At 66.8% G+C, this 14,016-nt stretch carries 14 protein-coding genes; 13 read left to right on the top strand and 1 reads right to left on the bottom strand.

Features of this window, described 5'->3' with window-relative positions:
* Positions 1 to 83: 83 nt before the first annotated feature.
* Genes EV653_RS15995 through EV653_RS16010 form a run of 4 tightly spaced genes read left to right on the top strand, consistent with a single transcriptional unit; the run spans position 84 to position 4,002 of the window.
* Complete coding sequence (locus tag EV653_RS15995; RefSeq protein ID WP_238159765.1) at positions 84 to 713, top strand: hypothetical protein; 630 nt, start codon at positions 84 to 86, stop codon at positions 711 to 713.
* 2 nt (positions 714 to 715) lie between these two features.
* Positions 716 to 2,017 carry a family 4 glycosyl hydrolase gene (locus EV653_RS16000; protein ID WP_134103564.1) on the top strand — a complete coding sequence of 434 codons (1,302 nt, stop codon included), beginning with the start codon at positions 716 to 718 and terminating at the stop codon, positions 2,015 to 2,017.
* Entirely contained in the window at positions 2,014 to 2,982 is a 969-nt protein-coding gene (locus tag EV653_RS16005) for a hypothetical protein (protein ID WP_134103566.1), read from the top strand. Before EV653_RS16000 ends, EV653_RS16005 begins: the two co-directional genes overlap by 4 nt.
* A 45-nt stretch (positions 2,983 to 3,027) precedes the next feature.
* A complete protein-coding gene (locus tag EV653_RS16010; RefSeq protein ID WP_134103568.1) occupies positions 3,028 to 4,002 on the top strand; it encodes an aldo/keto reductase in 975 nt (324 codons plus the stop codon).
* Between the two features lie 58 nt (positions 4,003 to 4,060).
* Here the strand turns inward: EV653_RS16010 and EV653_RS16015 are convergent, their stop codons facing one another.
* Positions 4,061 to 4,948: a LysR family transcriptional regulator gene (locus tag EV653_RS16015; RefSeq protein ID WP_134103570.1), complete on the bottom strand. Its 888-nt coding sequence runs from the start codon at positions 4,946 to 4,948 to the stop codon at positions 4,061 to 4,063.
* A gap of 362 nt (positions 4,949 to 5,310) precedes the next feature.
* Here EV653_RS16015 and EV653_RS16020 point away from each other — a divergent pair, with 362 nt between their 5' ends.
* From EV653_RS16020 to EV653_RS16060, 9 genes are all read left to right on the top strand, one after another.
* Positions 5,311 to 6,624 (top strand): SEC-C domain-containing protein, encoded by a 1,314-nt coding sequence (locus tag EV653_RS16020; protein WP_134103572.1) that lies wholly within the window; start codon positions 5,311 to 5,313, stop codon positions 6,622 to 6,624.
* Between the two features lie 56 nt (positions 6,625 to 6,680).
* Positions 6,681 to 7,265 (top strand): GNAT family N-acetyltransferase, encoded by a 585-nt coding sequence (locus EV653_RS16025; RefSeq protein ID WP_134103574.1) that lies wholly within the window; start codon positions 6,681 to 6,683, stop codon positions 7,263 to 7,265.
* 255 nt (positions 7,266 to 7,520) lie between these two features.
* A complete protein-coding gene (locus tag EV653_RS16030; RefSeq protein WP_238159766.1) occupies positions 7,521 to 8,123 on the top strand; it encodes a L,D-transpeptidase family protein in 603 nt (200 codons plus the stop codon).
* Positions 8,124 to 8,421: 298 nt separating this feature from the next.
* Entirely contained in the window at positions 8,422 to 9,087 is a 666-nt protein-coding gene (locus EV653_RS16035; protein ID WP_134103576.1) for a response regulator transcription factor, read from the top strand.
* On the top strand, positions 9,059 to 10,141 hold the full coding sequence (locus tag EV653_RS16040; RefSeq protein WP_134103578.1) for a sensor histidine kinase: 1,083 nt from the start codon (positions 9,059 to 9,061) through the stop codon (positions 10,139 to 10,141). Before EV653_RS16035 ends, EV653_RS16040 begins: the two co-directional genes overlap by 29 nt.
* Before the next feature lie 278 nt (positions 10,142 to 10,419).
* On the top strand, positions 10,420 to 11,745 hold the full coding sequence (locus EV653_RS16045) for a right-handed parallel beta-helix repeat-containing protein (protein ID WP_166679413.1): 1,326 nt from the start codon (positions 10,420 to 10,422) through the stop codon (positions 11,743 to 11,745).
* Positions 11,746 to 12,005: 260 nt separating this feature from the next.
* Entirely contained in the window at positions 12,006 to 12,647 is a 642-nt protein-coding gene (locus tag EV653_RS16050) for a sensor histidine kinase (RefSeq protein ID WP_134103582.1), read from the top strand.
* Entirely contained in the window at positions 12,644 to 13,261 is a 618-nt protein-coding gene (locus EV653_RS42585; RefSeq protein WP_134103585.1) for a response regulator transcription factor, read from the top strand. Before EV653_RS16050 ends, EV653_RS42585 begins: the two co-directional genes overlap by 4 nt.
* Complete coding sequence (locus EV653_RS16060; RefSeq protein WP_134103587.1) at positions 13,258 to 13,965, top strand: response regulator transcription factor; 708 nt, start codon at positions 13,258 to 13,260, stop codon at positions 13,963 to 13,965. Before EV653_RS42585 ends, EV653_RS16060 begins: the two co-directional genes overlap by 4 nt.
* Positions 13,966 to 14,016 lie beyond the last annotated feature (51 nt).

Here is a 14,016-nt window from a genome sequence, read left to right on the forward strand (position 1 = left end):
AGGCCGTCGCGCAACGGATTCTGGACCGAGTAACAGCAGGCAGCGCCATCATCGGCTTTCCCGCCGGACGAAGCGCCACTCCAGTGGCAGCTGCACTGAAGCAATCCGGTGCCCGGCTGGACGGCCTTCAGATCGTGATGATGGACGAATACGTCACCCGGCACGGCAGCCGGTGGGAGCTGCTGGATCCGAACACGCCGCACAGCTGCATCGGCTGGGCGCGACGGAACCTGCTAGCCCCGCTCGGCCTTGGTCCGACCAGTCTCCTCACCCCGGACCCCAACCAGCCCGAAGGTTTCAAACAGCAGATCCTCGACCGCGGCGGCATCGACCTGTTCCTACTGGCCAGCGGCCAAGGTGACGGTCATGTCGCACTCAACGGCCCCGGTACGCCGCGACACGCGCCCACCCGGGTCGTCGAGCTGCCCGAGTCGACCCGCCGCGACAACATGTCGACCTTCCCTCATCTGCAGTCCCCGGCAGACGTTCCGGCGCACGGCGTCACTATCGGTACTGCGGAACTCGTCGAGCTCTCGCACTCCGCGGCGATGCTGCTGTGGGGGCAGAACAAGGCGTACGCCTTCGACCGCATCACTCGGGCCGACAGCTACGACCCGTTGTGGCCGGCAACCATCGTGCACGACTGCCGCAACGCCCTCATCTATGCGGACGAAGAAGCCGCGCAAAAGTCAGAACGAGAAGGAGTCTCCTAGACATGGCTCGAATCAAGATGGCCTACATCGGCGGCGGGTCCTCCCGAGCGGCCGGCACCATGGCGTCGTTCTTGTGGCACGGGCCGGAGTTCGCGGGCTCCGAAGTGGTGCTGATCGACAAGGATCCGGAGCGGCTGGAGATCGTCCGCCGGATCGCGGAGAAGCTCGCGGCACAGGGCGGCGACGACATCACGGTCACCGCGACGACGGACCAGCGCACTGGTCTGACCGACGTCGACGCCGTGCTGACGAGCTTCCGTCCCGGCAACTTCGACGCACGCGCGCTCGACGAGCGCATTCCGATCAAACACGGTGTGATCGGCCAGGAGACGCAGGGGCCGGGTGGATTCTTCATGGCGCTGCGCTCGATCAACGACATGCGCGGCATCACCGACGACCTGCAGGCGGTCGCTCCGAACGCGGTGATCTTCAACTACACCAACCCGGTCAACATCGTCTCGCAGGCAGTCGCGAGCTACACGTCGATCCCGATCTACTCGATGTGCGAGGGGCCGCTGGTGTTCCCGCCCGTCGTACTGCGGTCCGCCGGTCTCGACCCCGAACGGGCCAAGGTCACGATGGCCGGGGTGAACCACAACTGCTGGAGCTACGAGCATCTGTACGACGGCAAGGACGTCATGCCGCTACTCGAGGCAGCGTGGGAAGAGCGCAAGGACGACCCGACACTCGACGCCAACTCCAAGCGCGCGCTGCATCTGGCCGTCGTCATGCAGTCGATCCCGTCGGACTACTTCAACTACTACTACTTCCGGAACGGGGTGTTCCGGGCGCAGCAGGCCGCGCCGCGGACCCGTTCGGAAGTGATCATGAACGAGGTGCCTGGGTACTGGGAGCACTACCGCGAGCAGGCCGAGTCCAGCCACCCTGAGCTCGACCCGGCCCGGTCGCGCGGCGGCATCCACGAGCTGGAGTTGGCCATCGACGTGATGAGTGCCTACTACAACGACACGGGCGCGCGCCTGCCCGTCAACCTTCCGAACGCCGGCGGTGCGTTGCCCGGTTTCGACGCTGAAACCGTCGTCGAGGTGTACTGCACCGTGAACCGCAAGGGTTGCCACATCGAGCCGCAGCAGCCTCTACCACTTGCGGTCAGGGGCATCACGCGCCAGCTCGCCGACTACCAGATGCTCGCGGCGAAGGCTGCCTGGGAAGGCAACCGGGCCGACGCGATCCGTGCGCTCATCGCGAATCCGCTCGTACCTGACCTGGCGATCGCCGAGCCGCTGTACGACGAGATGGCCGCGGCACACTCGGCGTACCTGCCGGAGAGACTTCTGCGGTGAAGGACGTCTTCCTCGCTGTCGACGCCGGGAACACCAAGACCTGGGCTGGTCTGACCAGTGCCGATGGCGACCTGATCGCCCTTGCACGTGGCGGTGTCGGCGACATCTACGCGCCGGCCGGACCCGAGGCAGCGAGATCGGTCGTGCTCAGCCTGGTCGACGAGGTACTGACCTCGGCGGACCTGCGCGAGTCCGACGTCAAGCATGCGGCGTTCCGGTTGGCGGGAGTGGACTGGCCAGTCGACGAGCAGTTCTGGAGCGCGACGCTGGAGCCACGCTTCGGCAGTCTCAGCATCAAGAACGACGGATTCGCGCTGATCCGCTGCGGGCGGTTGGACGGCCAGGGCATCTCCGTCGTACTCGGCACCGGTGCGGCGCTCGCGGGCCGCGGTCCGGAGAAGGAACTGGCCTTGTCGTGGTGGCTGCAGCATCCGCTCGGCGGCGCGGGCCTCGTGAACGAGGCGATGCGAGCGGTGTACCTGGCTGAGCTCGGGATGGGCGAGGCGACGAAGCTTGCCGCCGTACTGCCGCCGCTGCTCGGGGCGTCCACGCCGGAGGAGATGCTCGAGCTCACCACTGCTCGCGGCAACAGGTTCGACTTCGCGGCGCAGGCGGCGCATGCCCCGGCGGTCCTGGCGCTCATCGACGACGACCCGGTTGTGGCCGGGCTGGTCGAGCTGCAGGCCGAGCGGCTGACGCAGTACATCGGCAGTCTCGCGCGGACCTGTGGACTGGTCAGACCAGTGACCGTAGTAGTCGGAGGCGGCTTGGTACCGGAACCGGATGCGCCGATGTTCGCCGCGCTGCGCCGTACCTGCGATCCCCGAGAGATCGAGCTTCGGCACGCCCAGGCGCCGGCCCCTCGTGGGAGCGTTGCTCGATGCGATCGCCGAGGGCGGCGCGACGCCGACGGAAACCGTTCGCGCCAGGCTGACTCAGAAGCTCAGCTGATCACACTGTCCTGATTCTTTTGTTGGAAGAGTTGAGCCAGGCGAGCAAGGGTGGTGGGTATGGACTTCACTCATCTTGGGCGTACTGGGTTGTCGGTTAGTCGGATCGTGCTGGGGACGATGAACTTCGGTCCCCACACCGAGGTGGGGGACGCGCACGCGATCATGGACGCGGCGCATGACAAGGGCATCAACTTCTTCGACACCGCGAACGGGTACGGGCGGGCCATCTACCCGGGGCGGACCGAGGAGATCATCGGCGAGTGGTTCGCCAAGGACCCGTCGAACCGGCACAAGACCGTGCTGGCGACCAAGGTGTACGGCGACATGGGCGACGGCTGGCCGAACGAGGGCAAGCTGTCCGCGCTCAACATCCGGCGCGCGCTCGACGCGTCGCTGAAGCGGCTGCAGACGGACTACATCGACCTGTACCAGTTCCACCACGTCGACCGCGCGACGCCGTGGGACGAGATCTGGCAGGCGATCGAGGTCGCGATCCAGCAGGGCAAGATCCTGTACGCCGGGTCGAGCAACTTCGCCGGCTGGCACATCGCGCAGGCGCAGGAGGCGGCCGCCCGGCGCAACTACATCGGCCTGGTCAGCGAGCAGTCGATCTACAACCTCCTCGTCCGCGACGTGGAGCGCGAGGTGCTGCCGGCCGCGGAGTACTACGGCCTTGGCGTGATCCCGTGGTCGCCACTCCAGGGCGGTCTGCTCGGCGGCGTCGTACGCAAGGAGAACGAGGGCGTACGTCGTCTCGAGGGCCGGTCCAAGGAGACGCTGGAGCGTCTGCGCCCGCAGATCGAGCAGTACGAGGCCTTCGCGGACGAGCTCGGCCACGAGCCGGGCGAGCTCGCCCTCGCCTGGCTCCTCCACCAGCCGACAGTCACCGGCCCGATCGTCGGCCCGCGCACGATGGAGCAGCTCAACTCCGCCGTCCGCGCGGTAGACATCAAACTCGACGAGAAGGCCCTCGCCCGCCTCGACGAGATCTTCCCCGGCTACAAGACCTCCCCCGAGGACTACGCCTGGTAAGACGCATCAAACACACGCATCAACCAGCCGGCCGCCTTCACAAGGCGGCCGGCTGTTTCTATGCGTGGACGGCGGTTGTCGGCAGCATGCCGATCAGGGCGTCGGCGGCCAGGGAGGCGGCGGGGCCGGTGGGGACGGCTACTGAGACCTGCCAGTCGGAGGCGGTGCCGGGGGCCAGGGGAACGGTGACGTGGTCGCCGCGTTTGGCGGCGATGCGTTCGGGGACGAGGGCCACGCCGAGGTCATGGGCGACGAGGGCCAGGAGCGTGTGTACGTCGTTGACCTCGATCGTCACCGGATGAGCGACCCCGGCCGCCGTGAACGCGCTGTCCGAGATCGCGCGGGCGCCCCAGGTCGGGTCGAAGTCGACGAACGACTCGCCGATCAGGTCGTCGAGCGTGACACGGGACGCGTTGGCCAGGCGGTGGTCCGGCGCGCAGACGAGCACCATCGACTCGCGGGACAGCGGTCGCAGGTCGAGCCCGTCGACCGGGTAGCCCGCGGTGGCGACGAACGCGACGTCGAGCCGGCCGGAGGCGAGTTCGTCGAGCATCGGCGTGGAGCCGGCCTGGCGGACCTCGATCTCGACGGACGGGTACGCCGAGCGGAATTTGGCGAGCAGCGCCGGTACGTCGACCACCCCGAGGCACTGCTCAAGCCCGACGGTCAGGTGCCCACGCAGCAACCCCTGGACCGCGGCGACCGCGTCCTTGGCTGCTTCGGCGGCGGCGAGGGTACGGCGGCCCTCGCACAGCAGCGCCCGCCCCGCCTCGGTGAGCTCCACGCTGCGGGTGTTCCGGACGAAGAGCGACGCCCGGAGCTCACGCTCGAGCGCGCGGATCGAGGCCGACAGCCCCGACTGCGAGATCGACATCGCCTCGGCGGCCCGCGTGAAGTGTTTCTGCTCAGCCACCGCCACGAAGTGTTCCAAGTGCCTCAGCTCCATGACTAAGAACTGTAGTCGATCGAATCACGCCGATTCTGCGGCGCCGCATGTTGGATTGCAGAGCGGCCCACTGGAGCGGATCGCCAGGCCATCACAAATGCCTGCTGAAGCGCGCCCCAGGCGCAGCCGGGCCAGTCTGCCGCGATTGCGATGGCCTGGCAGTTCGCCTCTGTCGGCAGCGCGAACACCCACCACTCACCAACCGTGTCCGCAGCCCGCAGACGCGCTCAACGGCACGGTGAACAGCCCGCAGTGGCGGGCGTTGATCAGTGCGGCAGGTCCGCCCGCACTGGCTGCGGGAGATATCCACAGCACCAATTCAGCCGGTCTCCGAGCGAGCGGATCCGAATACTTTCCCCGGCATGGAAGATCCCTTGGCGGACGAGCTCCGCAACCACTGGACAGATACCGAACTCGGCCGGACCTTCGCCTTGCTCATCATCGCCAACGAGCACGCGGCCCAGGGAAGACCCGACCGAGCCGTGGCAATTTGGCAGCAGTTGATCAGCGAAGGAGGTACCGCCGGCGACAGCGCCAGGGTGGACTATGCCGACTACCTGTTTCTGGCGAACCGGGAGAGCGAAGCCCGGAGCCATCTTGAGGCCGTTATGACCGGCAGGCGGATCTACGCCTCCCCGTGGCGCAGCGCGGCCGAGATGCTGGAGCGGCGTGGTGAGCTGGACGATGCCCTGCTCTGGTACGAGATCGCGGCCGACAACATGACCGCCGAGGACGTCACCAACACCTACCGGGTTCGGGAGTTGGTGACCGGCAGACGACGCGTGAAGTGGAGGCTGGGGCTGCCGCTGGATGGCATCGATCTGCTCGGGGAGCAGGGCGAGGACGAGGAATTGGATCGGGAGGCCGAACTGCACGATCTCCTCCGCCTGCCAACGGTGAGCAACGGCCGCATCGACGTGTGGGATCGCAGCGAGTTCGACGACGCCGTGCGGTGGCGCAAGTACCTCATCGGCGGAAACGCTGACCGCTACTGTCACATGGTCGAGCGGGAGTTGCGCGACCGCAAGCAGCGGGTCACGATCGCGACCTGGACGTACGGCGGTCTGCAAGACTGCCTGCGAAATGTCAGGAACCGTCACGACGAACTACCCGACGGGCGACGCGTCGCCTGGCCGCCGGCGCGCGACCAGCCGTGCTGGTGTGGATCGGGCTTCGAGTACAAGAAGTGCTGCGGTGGGCGCTGCCTGCCGCAGAGCCTGTGCCCTCTCCTGCGGATCCCAGTGGGTAGGGTGTGCGGCATGGCGGATGAGGAGTTTCGGGTCGAGGTTGTGCTCAGTGACGAGGGGCACGGGTTGACGTTCTGGGATCGGTTCCGGGCGTTGGATCTGGATGACGACGCGCGGAAGCGGCTCGGGAGTCAGGTGACGGTGACCCGGGACGGGAACCGGATGCTGATGTACACCCACACGCTCGAGGACGCCCAGGAGGCGGAGCGGACCGCCAAGGAGCTGGTCGCCGACGACCACCTCGATGCGACGTACACGATCACGCGGTGGAATCCGGCCGAGCAGGACTGGACCGACCCGAGCGTGCCCGTCGGCCCGCATGACGAGGCCAGCGACGAGGCGAAGAACGCCGGCATGGAGGTCCCGGACCCGCGGTACGTCGTGCTCCAGGCGTACAAGCCGGAATTCCTCCGCGATCTCGGTCTGTAACCACCACCCGAACGAGCGAACCGAGGAAGCGGACCCGTCGGCCTAGTCTGGCAGGCATGGATGTCTTGCTGGGGCCCGTAAGGGAAGACGATGTGGCGTTGTTCCAGCGGTTTCTGGTTGAGCCTGGGTTGATCGGGCTGGACTGGAACGGGTTTCGGGATGCGCAGGCGCCGGTGCGGCGGTTCGCCGAGGACGGGTTCCTCGGTGACGACGACGGACGGCTGATGGTCCGGACCGGTGCAGTTACGGGTTCGGAGACGGCCGGGCTGGTGAGCTGGCGATCCGGGTCGTTCGACGGCAGGACGAAGTACTGGGAGATCGGGATCGCCCTGCTGCCGGAGTACCGCGGGCGTGGGATCGGGTGGCGGGCGCAGGCGATGCTGACGGCGTACCTGTTCGAGCACACGCCGGTGCAGCGGATCCAGGCTGCGACCCATCCGGAGAACCTGGCCGAGCAGAAGTCCTTGGAGAAGGCGGGTTTCCGGCTCGAAGGGATCATCCGCGGATGCGAGTTCCGGGCCGGGCGGCTGCGGGACGGGTATCTCTACAGCCGGTTGCGGGACGACCCGGCGCCGGACCTCGGCAACGGTTCGGTGACGGGACGCGCAACTGACACCACCGGCGAACCTTCGGCGCATTAGTCTCGGCGGGTCGTTGCACGCTTACCCGGCGTGGTTCTGCGACATTGAAAAGTGCTGAGAGAGGGGTCGCACGTGTCGCGTCGTCGTGATCTGGTCGCCGGTGCCGTCGTACTGTCGTTCGTGCTCGCCGGATGTTCCGACGTGGCCGCAAGCGAGACGAGCCCCTCGAACTCCCCTTCCTCCACGGCATCTTCACCAAGTACAACGCCAAGCACGAGCGCCACGCCGACTGTGAAGCCGACAGTCAAACCCACGGTGAGTCCGAAGCCCAGGGTGAAGCAGAAGCCGGCGTACTACGCACTCCGCGTGGAACGGCAGCTGGACAAACTCGGCTACCCGGTCGGCGACATCGACGGTGACATCACCGCACGCGCCAAGCAAGCGCTGTGCGCGTGGCGCGAGACGAACGGGCTTCCGGTGAGCCGCGCCGGCCTGACGCTGAACGACGCGTACTCGGTGCTCAACGCAACCAAGCGCCCCACGCCGACCCGCTCCCCCGGCATCTACGTCAACAAGACCTGCCAGATCCTGTACCAGATCGTTGGGAACACCTACAAACGGATCGTCTGGATCTCCACCGGCCAGCCCGGCTACGACACCCCGAACCGCACCGGCAAGGTCTGGCGCAAGTGGGCCGGCGCTCACGAGAGCAGCCTGTACGACGACGCGTACATGTACGACTCGATCTACTTCCTCAAGGACCGCCCCGGCATCGCCCTGCACGGCTCCCGAGTCAACTCCCTCATCAAGCCCTACCCCGCCAGCCACCGCTGCGTCCGCGTCATGCGCCCCGAAATCCACGAGATCTACGCCGACACCCCGATCGGCACCAAGGTCCAGATCTACGGCGAGTACTAGCGCGTCCTGCGCAGGCCGGTGGGCGTTCCTTGCGCCCTGCTTCTCCTTCGAGATCGTCGCTGGAGCCAGCCGGCAGGGCGAGTGGGCCACGCGGCGAATTCGACAGCTCGCGGTGCGCTACCCCGAGTAGGCGGGAGCTGATGGCCGGGCGAAAGCGTAGGTAAACGGTTGATTAACACCTGATGGCCAAAAGGTGGCGTCTGGCGGAACGAAACGGTCACGGGGGCTTCCGCGTGGGAGTCGTACGTTCCAGAATGGCGGTTGTTCCTACGCACGGTCATCCGCGGAGGGGGCGAAGATGACCAAGATTCTGGTGATCGACGACGAGCCGGACCTGATTCGGTTCGTGCGGCGGGCACTCGAGGCAGAGGGATATCAGGTTCTCAGCTCGACCGACGGTCTGGGCGGACTTCGGCTGGCACTGGAACACCGCCCGGCGCTGATCGTGCTCGATCTCGTGATGCCCGGCATGCATGGCGAGGCGGTGCTGTCGGCACTGCTCGCCCAGGACTCCGGCTATCGAATCCTGGTCCTGTCGGCGACGGCGGACGTTCAGCTCCGGATCAGCTGCCTGGAGCAAGGCGCGGTCGACTTCCTGGCGAAGCCGTTCGCGATCCGCGAGTTGATCGCCCGGGTCCGCGGCAGGCTGGGTGAGGACGCCACGAACCGGCGGAAGAACAAGCTGCGCGTCGGCGACATGGTGCTCGACCTGGAGGCCCGTCAGCTGCTCGTCGACGGGCAGCCGACGGTCCTGGCGAAACGGGAGTTCCTGCTGTTGCGGCATCTGATGCGCAACCCGGACGTCGTCTGTTCCCGGCAGGAACTGTTGTCGGAGGTCTGGGGCTACGACTTCGATCCCTCCACGAACGTCGTCGACGTCTGTGTCGGCAGGCTACGGTCGAAGCTCCGGCCGGATCTCATCGTGACGGTGCGAAATGTCGGTTATCAGCTCCAAAGCGCCTGACGTGTTGTCGAGCCGCTCGGCCGTGCTTGGCCCTCGGCGGCAGCTGGAGGTCGCGATCGACATCGCGGCCGCGGTGTTCGTGGTCGCGATGATGGGGCTGATCATTGCGTTGCCCGGCCATGAGGCCGGTCCGTTCCACATCATGTTCCTGGCCGTCGCGATCGCCTACGGATACCGGATGTGGCCGCTGATCCCGACAATCTGCGCGACTGCAGTGATCACTCTGCTGGCCGGCTGGTTGATGGTTGCCCATGCCTCGGCGGGACGGCTGGCGAGCCCCGAGCTGGCCGAGATCCCGCTGATGCCGCTGGTGTTGCTGGTGATGGTCTGGCACGCCCGCCGGCGGATGGCCGCGGTCGAGCAGCTGAAAGCGATGGCCGGACGCCAGCTCGACGCGGTCGATCGCGAGCGTGAGTTCTTCCGGGACGCCTCCCACGCGATCCGGACTCCGGTGACCATCGCTCGTGGACACCTCGAGCTTGTCGAGACCGCGGTCCTGGAGGACGAAGTTCGGTCGGATCTCTCCGTGGCGATGCTGCAGCTCGAGCGGATGTCGGCCCTTTCCAACCGCCTGCTGGCCGTGGCGCGTCTCGACTCCGGAGGCGCTCTGTCGAAGCAGCCTATGGATCTGGGTGATCTCATCGACGAGATGGCAGCCAACTGGTCCGCGAATTCGGATCGGATCTGGCGCGTCCGTACCTTCCCCACCGGCGTGATCAGGGCAGATCCGGAATGGATCGAGATGACGCTCGACGCCCTGATCGAGAATGCCGTGAACTTTACGCCGCTCGGAGGCGTGATCAGCCTGCGGTGCGACCGGGTCGGCGATCGCTGCATCGTCGAGGTCGGCGACTCGGGTCCAGGCATCGAACCGGACGACCTGCCCCACGTCTTCGATCGGTTCTGGCACCGGAAGCCACCGTACGGCGCGATGGGAACCGGCCTCGGACTGTCGATGGCGAGGTCCGCGGCGACGGCTCACGGCGGCGCGCTCTCCGTCCGCAACGAACCCCCGGGCGGCGCCGTGTTCACGCTGGAGCTGCCCGCCACCTGACCACTCGATGACATCGACGTCATCTTCCTTGCCCCGCCGAGAACCGCACGCCACCCTGCTGTGGGGAACATGCTGCGTACGTCGACGACTGGCCCGGATGCGCCCCCCCATCGCACCGGGCGCCGTGCCGACTGCGGCCAACGACACCCCCCTCGTCGTGACCGCTCCCCAGAGATCGGGCGGCCCCCGACGTACGCAGCCCGTTCTCATCCGCAGAGTGCGCAGGTTTACGTCGAATGCGCGATGCGGTCCGGACACCGCTCAGCCACGCTGAAGGCATGAAGCACCTGGGGAGAGCAGTGGGCATCATGGTGCTCTCTGCTGCCGCACTGGCCTGTCCGCTCGCCGCACGAGCTGCGACGACGACTCTGTACGTCGACAGGACCGTCAACGGCTGCTCCGACTCAGGGCCCGGCACGGCCACCACGCCGTATTGCACCATCGTCAAAGGCGTAAGCAAACTCGCGGCCGGCTACACGCTCTATGTCGGCGACGGAACGTACAGCGAGACGATCAAGCCCGCGGTGTCGGGTACGGCGGCCGCGCCGATCACGATCACGGGCTGGCCCGGCCGGCACCCGACCCTCACGCCGGCCGGCTACGGCGCGAACATCTCGTCCCGCTCCTACATCACGCTGTCCGGACTCACCTTCACGGGCACCCGCTACGACGGGATCTATGTCTCCGGCAGCCACGACATCACCGTCAGTGGCAACACCGTCAGCGGCGCGGGTCAGCAGGCCTCGGGCGAGACGGCGTACGGGATCAGCGTCCGCGGATCCAGCACATCGGTTGTCAGCGGCAACGATGTGCACCACAACAACGGCACCGGCATCCTGGTCAGCTCCGGCTCCAGCGTCATTCTGGTCACCGGGAACTCGGCCAGCTTCAACGCCGAGGGATTCCGTCGCAATGCGAACGGAATCAACGTGATCAGCCCCGGCAACACCGTGCTTCGCAACGTCACGCACGACAACGAGGACTCGGGTATCCAGTTCTATACGGGTGGGAACAACAACCTGGCGGCGCTGAACGTCACCTACAACAACGGCGATCACGGCATTGACGACCTCAATGTCACCGGCGGCCGGCTCATCGGGAACACGGTCTACCGCAACTGCACGACCGGCATCAATGTCGAGGGCACCTCCGGCGACTACCAGGTGATGAACAACGTCGCCGTCGACAACGCGGTCTATCCCGCCTACAACGGCATCTCCTGCTCTCGGCGGGCCGGCAACATCGGGATCTGGGACTCGGCTCCGTCGTCGACGACGGTGGATCACAACCTCGTCTGGCTGACCCAGGCCGGCAAGATGTACGCCTTCGGGACGACGTACACCTCGCTCGCCGCGATGCAGGCAGCCACCCAGCAGGAATCGCACGGCGTGCAGGCCGATCCCCGCTTTGTCGCGGCAGGCTCCTGGAACCTGCGGCCGGCGACCGGTTCCCCGGCGATCGACCGAGGCAACTCGGGCGTCTTCGGAGAGGAGTCGGCCGACATCGAAGGACAGAGCCGCGTCGACGATCCGGCGAGCAGCAACTCGTTCGCGGAGGGTCCACGGCGGTACGACGATCTGGGCGCGTACGAATACCAGCCGTGATCACGGCCCGTCATCCACCAACGGCAACTCCACTGACAGAAGATGACGTGAAAATGACCGAATCATGACGTATGGGCCGGGACCCTGCCTCTTTTGCCTGGTAGCGGCCTCTACTGGACCTTTGATACCGAGGCGCGTGCGCCTGGGGGGCTCGAACGGGGATACTGCGGCGGTGTGACCGTCCGTGGTCGTCGGAGGGCTTAGCGAACGTGCGGCCGCGGTGGGCGGCCGGGCTCGGTGGGGACCTGAGGGGGTCACCGATGAGTGCTCTCGACGCGTCGCGGGCGAAAGGTGAGTCGGGCATCGGATCTGAGCAGCTTTCGCGTTTTTGCCACGATCTGCGGCAGTACGTCGCCGCAGGTCTGGCGCTGTCCGAACCGACGGCGGACCGGATCGAGGACGACACCGGCCTTGACCGACTGAGTCTGATCCACCAGCAGTTCGCGGCCATCGCCGAGCTGCTGGACGTCGAGCAGGAGACCGCCCAGCGCATCGGCGGAGTCAATCTGACCCAGCTCGCCGGCGAGTGCGCCGAGGTGGTCCGGGTGACCTACCGCGCGCCGGTCATCTTCGAGCCCGCGGCACGAATTGTCGTGGCCGGAGACAAGACCTTGTTGCGCAGGGCCATCGGCAACCTGCTCGACAACGCGTGCCGCGCGGCCGGCAGTTCGGGACATGTGCTGCTCCGCGTCGGCTCGACGGACGACGACGCCTACGTCGAGGTGTCCGACGACGGTCCGGGATTCGGTGGCGTCACCTGTGGAACGGGACACGGTTTGTCCGTTGTGGCCGGGGCAGCACGTGCCTGCGGCGGTCGGCTCGAGATCACCAGTGCGCCGGCGTCCGGCACCACGGTCCGGCTCTGCTTCGCCACCGGGTATCGAGCGGTGAGGTCGGCATGAGGGTGGCAGTCTGCGCACAGCAGTGGCTTTTCGCATCGGTCCTCGCCGCCGCCTTCGACGGCCAGGGGTACGACGTCCTCCTCACCACCGACGATCCGCGGGAACTCCTCGACGGCGCGGGCCGGCTGGATCCCGACTTGTGCGTGGTCGACGCCCGGCCAGGGACGGCCGAGTCATTGCACGACCGTTGCCGCAGTACTGCCATCGTCCTGCTGGCAGACGCACAGGAGGAAACGGCCTGGGATGCGTACGACGCCGGTATAGCGAACGGTATCGTCAGCAAGACCTGCGGCCTCGCGACTGTATCGGCGGCAGTCGACAAGGTTGCCCGGGGCCACCGGGTCGCGGAAGGCCGGCCGGCGGCAGATCGCCGGACACAGCACGTTGTCGATCCGTTGACGACCAGGGAGCTCGAGGTACTCCGCCTCGTCGTGCGCGGTCTGTCCACCGAACAGATCGCGGCAGAGCTCGGCGTGAGCAGACATACCGTCCGGACTCATATCCAGCAAATACTCCGGAAACTCGGTGTACACGGCCGCGGCAAGATCGCTCGCGCTGCTGCCACCGCCGGCCTGGTCGACGTCCACGAACTCGCCGAAGGCGGAAACCGGTGAAAGACGGAGTCGCTGTTCTTCTCGTCGATGATCACCGGGTCTTCGCCGAAGCACTCGCGGGGCTCCTCGTGGCCGAGCCGGGAATCGACCGGGTCAGCACAGCCTCGACCCTCGATGCTGCTCGCGCGCTGATCGGAGCCGATCGGCCGAATGTGGTGCTGCTGGACCTCGGGCTGGCCGAGGAGTCCGGCTACGACCTCCTGGCCGACCTGGCGGCCATGCCGGACGCGCCCGAGGCAATCATGCTGTCCGGCAGCACCGAGCCACGGCTGATCGTGCAGGCGCTGGAAGCAGGCGCCCGCGGCTGGCTGACGAAGACAACCCAGCTGAGCGCCTTGGTAAGCGCCGTCTGGCAGGTCCTGGACGGCTATCTGTACCTGTCGCCCGCGATGCTGCAACCAGTCCTCGATCACCTCATGAACGATCTCCGCCGGCAGCGCGCGGCACTGGGCTTCGCGGATCAGTTGACTCCACGGGAACTGGAGGTCCTGCGCTGCCTGGTCTCCGGGATGAACAGGACCGAAGTCGCCGAGCACCTCTTTGTGTCGACGAACACCGTGCGAACGCACATCCAGAGTCTCCTGCGCCGCACCGGGCAGCATTCCGCACTCGCACTGGTCGCCTTCGCCCGGCTACACGGCGTGGCAGGCATCGACGAGACCGAGCGGTCCGTAATCGCCAAGCGATCCGAATCATCTTCTTGACGTAGGCGTTCTCGTCCCGTCGTCGGGCGCGGACCGCGATCACGGGCCGTA

The sequence above is a fragment of the Kribbella pratensis genome (genome assembly GCF_004365355.1).
In the GTDB taxonomy this organism is placed as follows: Bacteria; Actinomycetota; Actinomycetes; order Propionibacteriales; family Kribbellaceae; genus Kribbella.